Annotated in this window: 16 protein-coding genes; 5 read left to right on the top strand and 11 right to left on the bottom strand. The window is 44.6% G+C overall.

Translation table 11 applies throughout. The features are described 5' to 3' along the window. The 6 genes from Q0C19_RS05635 to Q0C19_RS05610 form a co-directional block, all read right to left on the bottom strand. The coding region (locus tag Q0C19_RS05635) for a cache domain-containing protein (protein WP_295053700.1) at positions 1 to 1973 on the bottom strand (1973 nt) is incomplete at its 3' end. A 127-nt stretch (positions 1974 to 2100) separates the two neighbouring features. Further along, on the bottom strand, positions 2101 to 2418 hold the full coding sequence (locus Q0C19_RS05630) for a hypothetical protein (protein WP_295053697.1): 318 nt from the start codon (positions 2416 to 2418) through the stop codon (positions 2101 to 2103). Continuing rightward, the gene (gene ald / locus Q0C19_RS05625) at positions 2415 to 3512 is read right to left on the bottom strand and encodes an alanine dehydrogenase (protein ID WP_295053694.1); all 1098 of its coding nucleotides are present in this window, start codon (positions 3510 to 3512) and stop codon (positions 2415 to 2417) included. The genes Q0C19_RS05630 and ald overlap by 4 nt, the downstream gene beginning before the upstream one ends. Then, entirely contained in the window at positions 3509 to 4711 is a 1203-nt protein-coding gene (locus tag Q0C19_RS05620) for a nitroreductase family protein (RefSeq protein WP_295053691.1), read from the bottom strand. Before Q0C19_RS05620 ends, ald begins: the two co-directional genes overlap by 4 nt. Then, the gene (locus Q0C19_RS05615) at positions 4704 to 5138 is read right to left on the bottom strand and encodes an ankyrin repeat domain-containing protein (protein ID WP_295053688.1); all 435 of its coding nucleotides are present in this window, start codon (positions 5136 to 5138) and stop codon (positions 4704 to 4706) included. The genes Q0C19_RS05620 and Q0C19_RS05615 overlap by 8 nt, the downstream gene beginning before the upstream one ends. A 17-nt stretch (positions 5139 to 5155) precedes the next feature. Beyond that, complete coding sequence (locus tag Q0C19_RS05610) at positions 5156 to 5704, bottom strand: redoxin family protein (protein ID WP_295053685.1); 549 nt, start codon at positions 5702 to 5704, stop codon at positions 5156 to 5158. Positions 5705 to 5845: 141 nt separating this feature from the next. Between Q0C19_RS05610 and nifA the strand changes: the two genes are divergently transcribed. Further along, positions 5846 to 7480, top strand: a complete 1635-nt coding sequence (nifA, locus tag Q0C19_RS05605; protein WP_295053682.1) for a nif-specific transcriptional activator NifA — start codon at positions 5846 to 5848, stop codon at positions 7478 to 7480. Here nifA and Q0C19_RS05600 read toward each other — a convergent pair. From Q0C19_RS05600 to Q0C19_RS05580, 5 genes are all read right to left on the bottom strand, one after another. Then, the gene (locus Q0C19_RS05600) at positions 7477 to 8451 is read right to left on the bottom strand and encodes a GGDEF domain-containing protein (RefSeq protein ID WP_295053680.1); all 975 of its coding nucleotides are present in this window, start codon (positions 8449 to 8451) and stop codon (positions 7477 to 7479) included. The two genes, nifA and Q0C19_RS05600, sit on opposite strands and share 4 nt — an antisense overlap. Positions 8452 to 8596: 145 nt before the next feature. Beyond that, a complete protein-coding gene (gene nifT, locus Q0C19_RS05595; protein ID WP_295053678.1) occupies positions 8597 to 8809 on the bottom strand; it encodes a putative nitrogen fixation protein NifT in 213 nt (70 codons plus the stop codon). A gap of 41 nt (positions 8810 to 8850) precedes the next feature. After that, the gene (locus Q0C19_RS05590) at positions 8851 to 10509 is read right to left on the bottom strand and encodes an FAD-dependent oxidoreductase (protein WP_295053676.1); all 1659 of its coding nucleotides are present in this window, start codon (positions 10507 to 10509) and stop codon (positions 8851 to 8853) included. After that, the gene (locus tag Q0C19_RS05585) at positions 10499 to 11620 is read right to left on the bottom strand and encodes an aldo/keto reductase (RefSeq protein ID WP_295053673.1); all 1122 of its coding nucleotides are present in this window, start codon (positions 11618 to 11620) and stop codon (positions 10499 to 10501) included. Before Q0C19_RS05585 ends, Q0C19_RS05590 begins: the two co-directional genes overlap by 11 nt. Before the next feature lies 1 nt (position 11621). Beyond that, positions 11622 to 12599, bottom strand: coding sequence for an iron-sulfur cluster assembly scaffold protein (locus Q0C19_RS05580; protein ID WP_295053670.1), 978 nt, complete (start codon positions 12597 to 12599; stop codon positions 11622 to 11624). A gap of 206 nt (positions 12600 to 12805) precedes the next feature. Between Q0C19_RS05580 and Q0C19_RS05575 the strand changes: the two genes are divergently transcribed. The 4 genes from Q0C19_RS05575 to Q0C19_RS05560 all read left to right on the top strand — a co-directional run. Beyond that, positions 12806 to 13201, top strand: a complete 396-nt coding sequence (locus Q0C19_RS05575) for a P-II family nitrogen regulator (protein ID WP_295053669.1) — start codon at positions 12806 to 12808, stop codon at positions 13199 to 13201. Positions 13202 to 13308: 107 nt separating this feature from the next. Next, on the top strand, positions 13309 to 15063 hold the full coding sequence (gene aspS, locus Q0C19_RS05570) for an aspartate--tRNA ligase (protein ID WP_295053667.1): 1755 nt from the start codon (positions 13309 to 13311) through the stop codon (positions 15061 to 15063). Positions 15064 to 15066: 3 nt separating this feature from the next. Next, positions 15067 to 15639 (top strand): adenylate kinase, encoded by a 573-nt coding sequence (locus Q0C19_RS05565; RefSeq protein WP_295053665.1) that lies wholly within the window; start codon positions 15067 to 15069, stop codon positions 15637 to 15639. A 14-nt stretch (positions 15640 to 15653) separates the two neighbouring features. Next, the coding region (locus tag Q0C19_RS05560) for a nucleoside monophosphate kinase (protein ID WP_295053663.1) at positions 15654 to 16037 on the top strand (384 nt) is incomplete at its 3' end.

The following is a 16037-nucleotide window of genomic DNA, read 5'->3' as shown; positions in this document are numbered from 1 at the left end:
TCATTTTGGTAAAAATCATGTTTTTTATACTCTCGGTAGCCGTTTGAAGTATGAAGCCCCATAATATAAAAATCACCGTCAAGTTCAACGATACCTGAACTTCCATTTCCGTTTTCGAGTGAAAAATAGCTCTCATCCAAATCCAACCGTCCTCCAGAACGATAATCGGAACTCGTTGATGAAATAATATTTTTGTCACGATCACTAAAGAGGGCAAAACTCCCCTCAATCAACTCGCCGTTTTTGTCACGCGGAAGCGCATCCTCAAGCATTGCTTCAAATTGGGGAGCCGAATCAAAAACAATCCCGATTCCTCCGACAACATCTTCATTCTGTTCGTCCGTAATCCCTGCACTGTAGATATACGTAGAACAGTTATCGTATAAAGGCGTTTTAGTAAAATGGCTGACACTGTAGCGCTGCGTATCGGTAATTTTCAACGTTTCACGAACCCATTGTTCTTCAATCTTACTCCCTACAAAACGGTGTTCACTATTTTTGGATACGGCAATAATCGTACCGCTGCGATCATATAAAAATAGATTGCTATAAACCGTATAGAGGTTATTGATATAGGAAAGAATCGCTTCAAGTTCACAGAGATCTTCCCTTTGCAGTTCAGGGAGTGCAAGTTTACGTTTGAAAGCCGATGTCAATGCCCACCAACGGCAATCGTTAGCCCGTTCATACAGGTTACGATCCATAATATCAATAGCCAAAGAGGCATTAAACTGCGCATCATCAAGATAAGAGGAGAGGACGGTATGATTAAGATTGCTGATAGAATCTTCAAATACTTTTTTCGTCAGGAATCCCGTATTCGAAATTTCATTCAAAAGGGATTTTGAGAAAGAGTTCTCATTTGTTTTTGAATTGGCGATATGGACATTGCCGTTCCATACGGTGACATCAAGCTCTTTTTGAATCTGATCCGCTTTTTGCGGAATCATTTTCAACTCTCCTGAAAAAAGCGGTGAGTGTTTTAGAACGGTATCGAGTATATCGGCAGAGATACTCTTATACGCATGCGGAGCTTTATCAAACGCATGATCGATCGGAACCATCACATGCCCATACCAGCCTAGACCGAAAAATCCTTGGTACCCTTTGGTTGCACAAGTTCTCGCTAGATATTCGCGTCCTGCGAAACGGATGATCTTATAGCCGTTATCGAGTACCTTTTCCATCTTGATACCCAAAGGTATATGCGTTGTGTCACTGCAACAGATAACATGCCCCTCAGCATCAAGAAGCATAATCTCCATCCAATCATTTTCGCTAATGAGATTTTTAAATATCCCTTCCATCTCATCTTCAAATCGGAAAACAAGGCTTAATACCCCTAAATTTTCCGATTCTTCGCTGGAAGAACGACTAACTCTATAACTGTAAATCAATGCTTTATCCGCCCCCGGAACCAAATCCGATTGACGGAATACCTCGATATACTCCGCAGACGTACTCAATGCTTCTTTGATCAAAGGATCGCTGCTGCTACTGATGGGATTGTGATCATCAAGCTGAGCAACAATATTACCGCGTGTATCCATTAAGATTATATTGCTGTAGACACTGTATTTCGCAACATACTCTTTAAATCGGTTTTTCAAAGCCATACGCCTTTCTCTGAGCGACTGACGCGATGCATCGTCCGTCGTCCCGGCAAGTAACTGCACCAAAAAGGAGCGGATATCCTCATCCGTTGCCAAGAATCCGATATCAGCCGTACGCTCAAAAAGATTTCGGATAACGATATCGACTGCCACCTGTGCTTTGGCTTCCATTTCGGAAGTTGTTTTTTTCAAAATCTCCAGTCCGAGCTTTTCCAGCAACTCAGCGGTAAGTGCCTCAAAAGCGGCACGGGTATCAACCATATCCATCCCGGTATTGCTCATTTTCCCCAGCATTGTCAGAAGATTCCATTTTTCTGATAATACGTCAAGCGCTTTCTTATATTCCTGGACTGACTCCATATATTTCAATAATCGATGATCCACTCAGCACTCCAATATATCTCAAGATATAGATTATAAATTATGGAGTGCAATTAATGTTCTATAATATTTGATATTATTATACATTCATAAGTTTCTTACACAATTACCCTACTCTGAGTCTTGTCCGTCCTGTAAACAGTTTCAAAAAATCATAAATGTCACTGAGAAAAAAAGAGCGGGTATCTTGGTGTTCAAATCTCTGAATCCAAGCACGCTCTTTAGCCACAATTTCGCGGCAGGGAATCACGAATTCTTCATACGGCAACAGCGGCTTGAGTACTCCGCAATCATTGATTGCCATTACGACCGCATTAAACAGCGCATCTAGCCTCTCCTCATCTTCACAACGGTAAAGTTTTCCGTCCATATTGTAAAAGCGGTAAATCGCTAATATCTCGTATGCTTTATCCATTTCATTCATAAAATAGCTCCGAAAGAGATAGAATGGGCCTGTGCTACCGCTTCATTAGTAACATACCCGTCATAGGTATTCAAGGAACTGAGATAAATTTCATCTTTTAACAGTGTATTTAGCGGAGTCGAAGCGATCTTGATCACATACGGCAGTGTCGCATTGGTTAGAGCAACCGTCGATGTTCGCGGATACATTCCCGGCATATTGGCAACACAGTAGTGGACAATCCCCGCCATATCGAATGTCGGATGGGAGTGAGTCGTTGCATGGGAAGTCTCAAAACATCCCCCCTGATCGATGGAAACATCGACGAGAACAGATCCTTTTTTCATAACGTTCAGCATATCACCGGTAATGAGTTTGGGCGCTTTTGCCCCCGGAAGCAGTACCGTCCCTATAATCAAATCAGCCAATTTGATATTATCCAATATTGAGTCATAGGTTGAATAGAGCATCGTTACATTCGAAGGCATTACATCGCGCAAATAGGTGAGCCGTTCGATATTGATATCGAGCATTACCACCTCAGCACCCAGACCCGCCGCGGCATCGGCAGCCGATTTCCCCGCTACTCCTGCACCTAAAATAACCACACGGTTGCGTTCAGTCCCGACCGTACCGCCCAAAAGCCTCCCGCTGCCGCCATTATAACGTCCCAAATGAACCGCACCGAACAGTGTTGCCATCCGTCCGGCAATCTCGCTCATCGGCTCTAACAGCGGTAATCGCCGTCCGATACGGAGCGTTTCGTACGCCAAGGCGGTAATCTTTTTTTCGCATAATATTTCGGTTAGCCGCTTGTCTGCGGCGAGATGAAGATAGGTGAAGAGTATTTGGGATTCTTTGAGCCGATCATACTCGATCGCTATCGGCTCTTTTACTTTGACGATCATCTCCGCACCTGCATAAATGTCATCGGCATTGGTGAGGATAACGGCACCGGCATCGACATATTGGGCATCTTCAAAACCGCTAGCTATTCCTGAACCAAGCTCTACTAAAACCGTATGACCGGCCTTGACACACTCCAGCACCCCCGATGGGGTCATACCGACACGAAACTCATCGGTTTTAATCTCTTTCGGTATTCCGATAATCATATCTTTCCTCCTACCGCTACTGCATACAGCAATAGCTTCTGCGACCAGAGAGAAGCTTCGTTATCATAAAAAGCTCCGATCCCGCTGCATCCGACACCGTGATATTCACACGCCCTATAGAGTTCCTGCGCATAGATCCCCGCGTCTACGTGGGTAGAGGCTCTAAAATCGTTCGCATAGATCAATAGTACCATATTTGCCCCAGCAATAAAACGCTGATCTAAAAGCAGATGGACGCACTCAGTGACAAAATTTCCTCTTACGGTACATTTCCCGTTTCGATACATACCCGTTTGCATACTCTGTGCTTGTAAAAGCAGGGCTACAATCTCAAGATTCGACGAAGCCGTTACATTGAGCAATGTTGTTATCACTTCATCTCTCATTGCAGGAGCATAAAATTCACGAGCACTTCGTCGAGCGGCGTTAATCTCTAAAAAAGACTCGGTAAATGCGGTCTTTACACTCTTGGATGTAATCGGTTCCGATACTATAGCATCATAAAGCGTATCGTCGATAATCGTATAATCGGTGGGAGAAACCCTCATCAACGGCATGCACAGAGGTGTAACACTGCGTGATGTAAGCTCACCGATTCCATACGCCGCCGCAATGATCTCATCCTTGCCCATTCCCATAATACGGTTTAATCCCTCTTGCGGAAACATTTTTGTCAGAGTAAGCCCAAAATGTTCTACGGATGCCAAAAATGATCCGATTTGATGACCGAGATCGAGATACAAATAGCGCCAAGCACGCAGTCCGTATTTCCAGCTTGAACGGAACGGAACCATCGAAATCATTAAAAGCGCGCCGTTAAAACGGTGTTCCAGCCCAAGAAACGGTTCAATCCCCTCTTGGGCTATTTCGGCAATCATCACCAATTCGCTGTTAACTACATCGAGATGATAAATTCCACTGAGAACTCCGGAGATGTTTCGCAATTGAACGTAGATCTCCAGTGGATGGAGATTCCCTGCGGAAGGGACATTGAGTCGATAATAGGGTGCTTGGGCTATTAAACGTTTGTCACTAATACAGCGTGTCTGTTCAAGCCATTGCAAGGAGGGAATATCGGAAAGTTTAAGACGATAACAAAAGTGCGGATAATGTTTAAACATGGCGGGTTGGGAATCCCAATCCAGATAACGGTTATTTTGGGCAAGACTATCGCGAGTGAGACAGGTCTCCTCACGCACTTCGCAGCTCTTTATACACATCACGATGAGTAGCCAGTTCAATGGCACTGAATCCGTCTTCGTTTTGAAGATTAGGATTGGCTCCCAATGCCAACAACATCTGCACGCACTCCACTCGAGAGGCTGAAGCAGCATACATCAATGCCGTTGTCCCCTCTTCATTGGTATCATTAACGTCGGCTCCCGCTTCGATCAACAATCGTATTACTTCAGGAGAAGCGGCATAACAAGCATTGAACAAGACACCGTTAAAGTCTTTGTTAACGGCATAAAGGTTTGCTCCCGCCTCAATCAAACGGGACACCATCATTGCATTTCCTTCCAAAGCGGCAAGAAGCAACGGAGTATTACCGTTAAACCCGTATTCTTCAAGTGTATTCGGGTGGAAACCGTGACTTTGTAACCAGGTGATGTATTGCTCAACCATAGCAGACTCCTTCTACTTTACACGCCCATCCAGTTTTCGTGATCGTGCCCTTTTTTCTTGAAGTTTGCCGCTTTCTCAACCGCTTCGATACATTGATCGTAATCCACCTCATCGGTGATTTCGGCAACAACCTCTTTATAACTGATATACCCCTCTTGATCGATCACAAATACCGCTCGTGCCAATCTATCTTTGAGTTTACCTTCACTGATAAGTATCCCGTATTTTTTAGCAAAATCGCGATTGGTATCAAGGACTACTTCCGCCTTGTCTATCCCCTCGCGTATGACGAAGTCGTTGACGAATTCGATATCATCCGTCGTAATCATCACGGTTTTGAGTTTTTTGAATTGTTTAATGAGGTCATTGAATTTTTTAGCCCCCAAAGAACACACTTCTGTTTTAAGCGAAGGGATCGCGATCAATAATTGTGCGCTCGGAGCAATCATACCGATAACATTTTGGCTTCCGTCAAGGTTGCTGACGCGTGCGGCGGGAGCTTCACGCAATAGTATCATCTCTTTTCCTTCCAACAATGTTGGTGTACCGTGAACCGTAATGTGCATTTACTCTCCCTTATGGACCATTTTTAAAATACAGTGCAAAAACAGTTCTATAAATTGCCTATTTTTTATCCACATGAATGTTGGTTCATTGTTCAGTTTTGTACTACAATTACCTTTATAACTTATACAAAAGATTTGAAAATGATGACCTATGACGCCAACATCCCCAATCGTGAAGAGTGCCATACCTGCTCTTTGACGTTTGCCTACAAAGAGATCAACCTTCTGTATGATATTGCCGTAATGCTTACCAGCACTACGGAGATGAATGACAGTGTCGAAAAAGCGATGCGAAAATTGAAACAGTACGGATATTTGGAACGATGCGCTCTGTTTCGAAAAAAAGAGGATGTTGATGAACTCGAGCTCCTTAATTCAATCGATTTGGAACCGTACCAAAAGAAAATGGCAACCTACCGTTTCGGCGAAGGGGCAACAGGACTTGCCGCTGCGAGCCGTGAACCGATTGTCATCGAAAATATTCACAACAATATCAACTATCTTAACAAAATGGGAAATATTTCGACGCAAATGGTCTCATATGTCGCCGTACCGCTGCTTCAAGACGATGATGTAATCGGTGTCATCTCAGCCAATATCGGCAAAAGCAGTCCGCTCAACTTCGATGAAATTGTCCGTATGCTTACTATTGTCGGATCCCTCTTCGTCGGAGCATTGAAAGCGCAGCAAACGATTACCAAAGAGAAAGAGTCTCTCTCTGAACTCAAAACCTATTACAAAGAAGAGCTGCAAAAAGATTACAAGTTTGAAAATATCGTCGGACGCTCTACTCGAATGCAGCAAGTATTCGGAATGATCAACACCGTGGCTCCGACCGATGCGACTATTTTGATTCGCGGTGAGACAGGGACAGGTAAGGAGCTCATCGCGACGGCGGTTCATAATCTCAGCCGTCGACAAAACGGTCCGTTTATCAAACTCAATTGTGCCGCTATCAGTGAAACATTACTCGAATCTGAACTCTTCGGACACGAAAAGGGAGCCTTTACCGATGCGAGAGAGATGCGCAAAGGGCGTTTTGAACTCGCCGATGGCGGAACACTCTTTCTTGATGAGATCGGAGATATTACCCCATCCCTCCAAGTCAAACTGCTCCGAATTTTGCAAGAGCAGGAGTTTGAACGTGTCGGGGGGAACAAAACGATCAAAACCAATGTCCGTCTTGTTGCCGCAACCAACCGTAACTTGGAAGAGATGGTACGCAAGGGAGAATTTCGAGAGGATCTGTTTTACCGTCTAAACGTAATCCCGATCAATCTTCCGCCGTTGCGTGAACGCTACGAAGATGTGAAACTTCTCATCGAACATTATCTCCACCGCTTTATGAAAGAGCATCGTAAAAATATGCATTTTACGAAAGAGGCGATGGAGTTGCTGCTGGATTATCCGTGGCCGGGAAATATCCGTGAGCTTCAAAACACGATGGAGCGGATTGTTCTTATTTGTCCCGACGGTGAAATTCAGCCGGAAATGCTTGCTCATGTTTTACCGTTTAATTATCAAAAACTCTATATGCAAAGCGAACCGACTCCGACAGTGCAGCCGATGTATGTGAGTCCGCCTGCACCGCTACCTCAGAGTGAGCCTCATTCCGGCGGACCAATGACGAAAAAAAGCTTGCAGGAGTTAGAGCGAGAGTCAATTATGCAAGCATTGATCGACTCACACGGAATTCAGACCAAAGCAGCGAGATTGCTTGGAATGACCGCTCGTCAAATCGGCTATAAAATCAAACAGTACGGTATAGAGATCTAAGGATTCTCAATCCGTACACAATTCTTTCCGTCCCCTTTTGCACGGTACAATGCTTTGTCAGCACGTTCAAATACCTCTTCGAGCGTCTCTCCCGGCTGAATGAATGTCATTCCAAAACTGCACGTGACATGTACAATCGTTTCAAAGCTGTTTTTATCAATATGCTGACGAATTTGTTCGGCAATTTTCATTACCGTTGTCGGATCGGAATAGCGCAGTAAAATAGCAAATTCTTCTCCTCCCCACCGGACAAAGATATCCGATTTTCGAATAGACCGGCTTACCAGTTCCGTTAACTCTTTCAATACCGAATCACCGACGTTATGTCCGAATGTATCATTAATACTTTTAAAATTATCGATATCAAAGAGGAGGAGAAACAATGTAACGTCATAGTGTTTTCCAAGTGCTTGATGCGCTTGAAAGATTTCTTCAAACAGCCGTCTGTTCCCAATTCCCGTTAAGGCATCGGTGGTTGCCATTTTCAGCAAGCCCCGTTCTCCTTCTCCGACCATTCCCATCAAAGAATGGACCATATTATATTCGTGTTTGATAATAGGGGTTAACTGTGTGTAGCACATGGAGAGTAAATGACGCTTGTCGATTATGCCGATAATACTGTTCTCTTTGGCAACCACAATTTTATCGAAAGCAGTCTCTTGCATTTGTTCTAGCACATCCGCTATCTTTACCGACGGATCAAACATAGTAACGGGAGATGACATAAACTCTTTTACCGGGAATCCGGTATTGTCACAATTATAAAGGGCCCGAACCAAATCTTTTAGCGTCAAGATTCCGATCGGTAGCGTATCGCGGGTTATAATGACAGCATCAACACTGTAAATAGAAAAAAATTCCAATATTTTATAGATAATGACGTCACTTTCAAATATTCCGCATACCGGAGCATCATTAAAGAGATCACCGATAGCAGTTGAATGCGTTACCACGGATATGTCTGAAATCATTCTACCTCTTACCCTATTGAATCCAAATGAGATGAAAAATCAATTCAGTTGAGTTAATAACGTTTAAATAAAAATATTATAGCACAAAAATATACAGTTTTTATTTTAAGGTAGTTGAATCAGATCCATACAAAATTCCCTTTTTTTATTCCCCGATACGTCTCGCCATCACTTCTGAGGGGAATTTTTTTGCACCCGGCTCAATAAACCATGTTTCACCGTTTGAAAGATGAACTTCACCGCCCCATTTTTCATCGGTATCAAACTCACTTTTAACAATCGTCTCTTCCATATCTTTTTTAGCGACATAAAACGAAATCGCCCCCTTGCTGTCGTAACGCAACATAACTTTTGCCATGATCTATCCTTTATATTTAATAATATTATAAATTCATTGCGCTATTGCGCATGAAAAAACTTTCGTATTCGATGCCACCAGTCCGAAGAGAGGTGACCTTCGAAGCTGATTCGTAAAAATGCTTTTGTCAAACGGCGTATTATGGTATTGGTCTCATAATTTTTATCGTCTTTTTCGGGGAAATCATTCCGATAATGGCTGCCTCTGGACTCTTCACGTGCCAATGCTGACATGACCATCGCTTCGGCAACGGTAAGTGAATTGCGAAATTCGATAATCGACAACAGCTCTACATTATCGCTGCGTTCTTTATTGATACAGCACAGTCCCGATGACATTTTCATGAGATAATGGACGTATTCTAATGCGTTCATTAAAGAGTCCTGAGTACGAAAGACCCCCGCGTTATTGTAGAGATTATTCCCAAGATTGCGCCGCATCGTATTGATGTTAAATCGATTTTCACCCTCTAAAATAGACTCTACATATCGGGATTCTTTAGCTACCAGCGCATAATCGATTGGATGGAACTCCCCTTTTTTTGCGGCCTGCGAAGCTTCCAATCCGGCTACACGACCGAAATAAGCGGCTTCCAGCAAACTGTTCCCGCCCAAGCGGTTGGCACCGTGCACACCGCTGTAGGCACACTCTCCACAGACAAAAACATTCGGAATATCCGTTGAAGTATCGGTACGGCTCCAAATTCCCCCCATGGTATAGTGGGCAGAGGGTGTTATCGGAAGAAGTTCAGTGCATATATCAATTCCCGCACCGTTAAAGGCATGTTTACGAGCAGAGGGGAGCTTCTTCTCAATCAACGCTTCACCTAAATGCCGAAAATCAAGATAAATAGTATGCCCTGAGAGCTGATGACGCACAATATCGCGGGAGAGCTTGTCTCGGGTTTGAAGCTCATCCGTAAAACGTTCCCCCGTCTCATCGACAATGTAAGCACCTTCTCCCCGCGCCGCTTCGCTGATCAGCGTTCCGCTCTTAGCCAGTGTTGTCGGATGAAACTGTACAAACTCCATGTTAACCAGTCTAATTTTTGCCCGCAAAGCAATGGCGAGGATATCACCGCTGGATTCTTGTGAATTGGTTGAATGTCCGCGATATATTCCGGCAAATCCACCCCCTGCCAAAACAAGAGACTTACATGCAAATGCTATGACGTTCGAATCACGTCTGCGCAAAAGGGTGATTCCTGAGAGTTTATCGTTAAAGGTAGCGATGGAGAGCATCACATGATTCTGAAAAATTTCAACCCCCTCTTTGCGACATTGAACCAAAAGGGTCTGGGTGATCGAAGCTCCCGTACGATCCGCGATATAACAGGTTCGAGACGCTTTGGTTCCCCCAAACGGTCGTTGCGCGACGTCTCCGTTTTCATCGGTGTCAAATTTGACTCCCAACGATTGCAGTTCACTGATAATCTCTCCCGCACCGGCAGCCATCGCACTAACCGCAGAGAAACGCCCCAATTTATCCGCACCGTTTAAGGTATCGGATATATGTTCTCGTATCGAATCATGCCGTGTTGATTTGAGTACGGCATTGATCCCTCCCGAAGCGACGGCGGAATTACAACGAAGCGGATTGCTTTTGCAGACAAGGGCAACGTGCAAACCTGCCCGACGTGCGTACAATGCTGCATAAAGTCCTGAGATACCGCTTCCGACGACAATAACGTCATACAGCATAACTATCCTCCATCAAGGAATTCATTGCGGCACTGGAAGCGGCAGGGATATATGCCAAAATTGTATTGTCCCTCACGTGTGAAGGATCAACTGCTCCGAATATCGTCGTTATTGCACCGGCTGAACGGGCAAATTGCAATGCACTTGCAATATCGCTGAGGTCTGACGTATTCATCAGTTCGCCTATTTTAGGGGAAAACGGACGTTTAAAGAGATTCTTTTGAAGCAGTGGAGAGGAACCCATATAGGTAAGTCCGAAGTTCATACATGCCTGCATGAGCGGATAGTATTTTCCGTCTTCGCACTGCTGATTGGTATAACCGTACGCATGCGGTTTAGCGAGATTAAACGGACTTTGTATGTATTTGAATCCGTGGTTTTCACCTCCGACTTTCTCCGCAATCCGTACAACTTTGGCGAGAGAAATATACTCCGTATGATCCTCTTCGTATAAAAATCCGTTCCAAGCCGCTATCCCGTATGAGCCGATTTTCCCCTCGTTACGCAACAGCTCAAAAAGCTCAAATGCCGCTTCTACCCGAGTATAAAACGTTTCATGATCGATGTATCCGAGCTGGGTTTCGGGATTGTGCAAAAAGAAAATATCGATCGTATCGATTTCAAGGTTTTTCAGCGACTGCTCACAACTCCATCGCAAATATGCAGGAGACATGCAATGTTGATCGATAATGATTTCCTCTGCAGTCGCCAATGAACTTTTGATAATATTCTCTTGTATCCATCCGTAGGGATTATTCGGAAACGGAAAATCAAGAGGAACAAATCCCGCTTTGGAAGCGATAATCACCTCTTCTCGTCGGATTTCTCCGGCTAAGAGCATTTCATTCAGCGCCTCGGCGATCTCCCTCTCCGACATCTGATAGCGGTAATTGATCGCCGTATCGATCAAATTAATCCCGTTGCGAAGAGCTGTTTTAATCGCTTCTGCATAATTGATAACATAGTTATCCTCTTTATACGGCTCCGGTTTATAGGTTCCTATTCCCAGGGAAGGGAAAAAGAGCTCTCCGTTAAAACGGTAAAAATCTTTGGAATATTTCCCGAACCGCTTAAGGTAGCTAAAGGTCCCCTCTTTCGTGGCGTGTGCCATTTTAAACCACCATCACCCGAAGGTTTGATTTGAGTTTGAAATTAAGCATATCCTGCATTCCCGCTAATGTTGTCGTCGTGTTCATCGAACAGCTCATACACTCACCCTTATACTGAATATAGAGTTCATGCTCACCCTCTATCTCTTTGAGATCGATCACTTCGACATCGCCATGATCGGCTTTCAGGGTCGGCCGAATGTACTCTTCGAGAATCGATTCGATACTGCGGAGTTTTTGAACCAGACTCATCGCATTAAAGTTTCCGTCCCCTTTGGCCTCTTTGATCTTTTTACTGATGGCCTCTTTTTGAAGTTCAGCCGTGATCTCTGCGAGCATATCGACGAGATAGACATCTTTTTTCTCATGGCCGCCGGGCTTAATACACGATTTACAGAAACCGCCCGCTTTCGTATAATCGGTGATTTGTTCGATGGATTCAAGTTTATTGAGACGTATTACCTCTTTGAGGGTATCGAGGCTGACTCGGGCACATTCGCAAACGATAAATTCGGTCTCGAATTCGCTCATATCAACACCTTTGTAAAGGGATGCCGCTTTTTTGATTACGTCATACGCCATAACCGAACAGTGCATTTTTTGCCCCGGAACCGCAGGAATATTTTCCTCGTCACGAAGCGCTTTTTCAACATCGATATTGGTAATTTTGAGTGCTTCATCAACCGTTTTGTTCATACACAGTTCTGCCATCATGTCTGAACTGGCAATCGCCGTACCGCAACCGAAACTCTTGAATCGGCTTTTTACTATAACATCATTTTTCGGATCGATCATCCAGTAAAGCCGTACGGCATCCCCGCAGCTCTCTGCACCGAAATCGGCAATAATAAGTTGTTTTTCTAGCGCATCAGCTTCTTCTTGGGTAATCTCGCCCATATTGATAGGATCGTTCATACGCCGCTGCACCTCGCTGGAGTATTCTTCCCATAATGCTCCGCCGATCAATGTGTCTCGTGCCATAATTGCTCCTTGATGGATGATATTCTCAGGAAGATTGCAAGAGACGTTCTACAAAGAGAGCTACATTTTTGTCGTCATTATTGTTGCGAATAAAATATGCAGTGAATTTGAAATGAGTTGTTTATAAAATAATCACCTATCGGGTGGTAGCACACCTCGATTCAATCTATAATGACACTATCACAAACCACTAAAAGGGGTCCAAAATGGTCCAGATCACCGCTGTATTCAACCGTCACTGTTTAAATGATGTTCTTCGAGAATTATTTGATAATGAGATCGAGGGGGTAACCGTCACCGATGTCATCGGAAAAGGTTCTTTGGGAATCGCAGAGAAAAATAACGCACCCGACTTGTATCCGAAAGTGATGCTCATCATCGTTGTATCCAACGATAAAACTAAAGAAATCACCATGGAAGCGATTCGTGCCCATACACAGGATTTAGGTCACGGTGCAGGAAAAATGTGGGTCACCCCGGTACTCGAAGTCGAACGTATCCGTACGGGAGAAAAAGACGAAACGGCCCTCACACAGCCGACACCACGTACAACGGCAAAAAGTAACACATTTTTCACTGCTGTCGATACCCCTTCAAGTTAATCTGCCTAATTTCAGTACACCCTTTAATGCGCTGTACTGAACACTATTATCAAACCAAAAGTTTCTACCAGCTATAATTGCGAAAAATATAACCTAAGGACTTTGATTTGAGAAGTCATTTTTGTACCGATTTAAGTGAAGCAAACGTAGGCGACAACGTCGTTTTATGCGGTTGGGCGAACAGCTACCGCGACCATGGTGGAATCGTATTTATCGATTTACGCGATAAAAGCGGCTTGATTCAACTCGTTTGCGACCCTGCCGACAATGCCCATGCTCATAAACTCGCCAGTGAAGTGCGTGATGAATTCGTCCTGATTGCTCACGGACGTGTCCGTAACCGTGGCGAAGGCCTCGTCAATCCTCGTCTCAAAACGGGTGCTATCGAAGTGGTCGTCGAAGAACTCATCATCGAAAACCGCTCTGAACCTGTACCGTTCGGTATCGGTGACAACAGTGTCGGTGAAGAGATCCGTCTAAAATACCGTTACCTCGACCTACGTAACCCGTCAATGTATAACACGTTTATGCTCCGTTCAAAAGCGGCCATCGCAGCGCGTAACGTACTGGATCGTCTCGGATTCTTGGAAGTTGAAACCCCGATTCTAACCAAATCAACTCCTGAGGGGGCGCGTGACTATCTCGTTCCTAGCCGTGTCCACGAGGGTGAATTTTATGCCCTCCCTCAATCGCCTCAGCTTTTCAAACAGCTCTTAATGGTAGGTGGATTTGATCGTTATTTCCAAATCGCCAAATGTTTCCGTGACGAAGATTTGCGTGCTGATCGTCAACCTGAATTTACCCAAATCGACGTTGAGATGAGCTTCTGCAACCAAGAAGACGTTATCCGTGTTGCCGAAGAACTCATCACAGGTATGTTCGCTAGTGCAGGACACGAAGTCCACACACCGTTCAACCGTATCAAATACTCCGATGCGATGGAGTGGTATGGTTCAGATAAACCCGATCTCCGTTATGATCTTAAAATGGTTGATGTGATCGATATTTTTGCACGCTGCGACAACGAAATTTTTACAGGGATCGCTGCTAATCCTAAAATGAACCGTATCAAAGCGCTTCGCGTTCCGGGCGCTGATTTGGCATTCTCAAAACGTGAGATGAAAAGCTTTGAAGATTACGTCCGTAAATTCGGAGCTAAAGGTCTCGGTTACTTCCAAATGAAAGAAGATGGTCTCAAAGGACCATTGGAGAAATTCTTTGCCCCTGAAGATTTGCAGCTTCTTATCGATCGCACAGGAATGGAAGTGGGCGACGTCGTCTTCTTCGGTGCGGGGGACAAAAAAACGGTTTGGGATTATATGGGACGTTTCCGTATCTTCATCGCCGAGCACGAGAAAATGAACCTGATCGACAAAAACCGCTTCGAATTTGTATGGGTTGTTGACTTCCCGATGTTCGAAATCGAAGAGGGGCGTGTCAAAGCCCTTCACCATCCGTTCACCATGCCGCGTGATTTGAACCATGAGCATCTCGAAGACATCGAATCGATTGCCTATGACATCGTCCTCAACGGAACCGAACTCGGCGGCGGATCGATCCGTATTCACAAACAGGCGCTTCAAGAGCAAATATTCACCCTTTTAGGTATCAGCGAAGAAGAGGCTCAAGAGAAATTCGGCTTCCTGCTGGATGCACTCAAATTCGGAGCACCGCCGCATGGTGGTTTCGCGATCGGATTTGACCGATTCATGATGCTATTGTCTAAAAAAGATAGCATCCGTGACGTAATCGCGTTCCCGAAAACTCAAAAAGCTTCATGTATTATGACCAAAGCACCGAGTCCGGTGGAGTTGACACAACTACGTGAACTTCATATTCGTCTTCGTGAAAGTGCGAAATAATTTATGAAAAAATTATTTCTGATTATCGGAGCTCCCGGTTCGGGCAAAACAACAGATGCGGAGATTATTGCGGAACGTAACACTGATGCGATCGTCCACTACTCTACGGGTGATTTACTTCGCGCCGAAGTTGCCAGCGGATCTGAGCGTGGTCAGTTGATTGATAGCTTTATAAGCAAAGGGCAAATTGTCCCTATTGAGATTGCTATCGCAACCATCGTAACCGCTATCAAAGATGCCCCGAGTGATATTATTTTGTTTGACGGTTATCCTCGTTCTCATGAGCAGATGAATGAACTTGACAAATTTCTTGCACACGATACCGAAGTAGAACTTGTCAGTGTCATCGAAGTGGTCGTCAGCGAAGCGGTAGCACGGGATCGCGTTCTCGGACGCTCACGCGGAGCAGATGATAAAGAAGAAGTATTTAATAACCGTATGAAAGTCTATACGGATCCCCTAGCGGATATTCAAGCCTTCTACGAAACCAAAAACCTTCTCAAAAAAATCGACGGTGAACGTTCAATCGACGCCATTGTTGATGAGATGGAACTCTTTATCGAATCAAAAATTTAATCATAGGAAGTAATATGAAAATTATTCTTTTAGGCGCTCCGGGTGCCGGAAAAGGGACACAAGCACAGTTTTTGACCAAAGCGTTCGATATTCCCCAAATCTCTACGGGCGATATGCTCCGTGCAGCGATTAAAGCGGGAACAGAACTCGGAACATTGGCAAAATCGTTTATGGATTCAGGCAAACTCGTTACCGATGAGATCATCATCGGTTTGGTCAAAGAGCGCATTTTGGAAGATGACTGTAAAAACGGCTTTCTCCTTGACGGCTTTCCGCGTACCGTTCCTCAAGCCGATGCCCTCAAAGAAGCGGGTGTTGCCATTGATGCCATCATCGAAATCGATGTAGCCGATAGCGTAATCGTTGAGCGTATGTCAGGACGCCGTGCACACCTTGCA

It is taken from the genome of Sulfuricurvum sp., from assembly GCF_023250475.1.
Lineage (GTDB): Bacteria > Campylobacterota > Campylobacteria > Campylobacterales > Sulfurimonadaceae > Sulfuricurvum.
Note: the sequence above shows the minus strand (reverse complement) of the source record. Positions and strands in the feature narration are given on the sequence as shown.

Bases quoted from the DNA above. Each gene is read 5' to 3' on its own strand.
- Q0C19_RS05565 (WP_295053665.1), top strand. From the start codon at position 15,067: ATGAAAAAATTATTTCTGATTATCGGAGCTCCCGGTTCGGGCAAAACA.
- Q0C19_RS05575 (WP_295053669.1), top strand. From the start codon at position 12,806: ATGGTCCAGATCACCGCTGTATTCAACCGTCACTGTTTAAATGATGTT.
- Q0C19_RS05615 (WP_295053688.1), bottom strand. From the start codon at position 5,138: ATGGTTGAGCAATACATCACCTGGTTACAAAGTCACGGTTTCCACCCG.
- Q0C19_RS05585 (WP_295053673.1), bottom strand. From the start codon at position 11,620: ATGGCACACGCCACGAAAGAGGGGACCTTTAGCTACCTTAAGCGGTTC.
- Q0C19_RS05590 (WP_295053676.1), bottom strand. From the start codon at position 10,509: ATGCTGTATGACGTTATTGTCGTCGGAAGCGGTATCTCAGGACTTTAT.
- ald (WP_295053694.1), bottom strand. From the start codon at position 3,512: ATGATTATCGGAATACCGAAAGAGATTAAAACCGATGAGTTTCGTGTC.
- Q0C19_RS05580 (WP_295053670.1), bottom strand. From the start codon at position 12,599: ATGGCACGAGACACATTGATCGGCGGAGCATTATGGGAAGAATACTCC.
- Q0C19_RS05610 (WP_295053685.1), bottom strand. From the start codon at position 5,704: ATGCACATTACGGTTCACGGTACACCAACATTGTTGGAAGGAAAAGAG.
- Q0C19_RS05600 (WP_295053680.1), bottom strand. From the start codon at position 8,451: ATGATTTCAGACATATCCGTGGTAACGCATTCAACTGCTATCGGTGAT.
- Q0C19_RS05630 (WP_295053697.1), bottom strand. From the start codon at position 2,418: ATGAATGAAATGGATAAAGCATACGAGATATTAGCGATTTACCGCTTT.
- nifT (WP_295053678.1), bottom strand. From the start codon at position 8,809: ATGGCAAAAGTTATGTTGCGTTACGACAGCAAGGGGGCGATTTCGTTT.
- nifA (WP_295053682.1), top strand. From the start codon at position 5,846: ATGATGACCTATGACGCCAACATCCCCAATCGTGAAGAGTGCCATACC.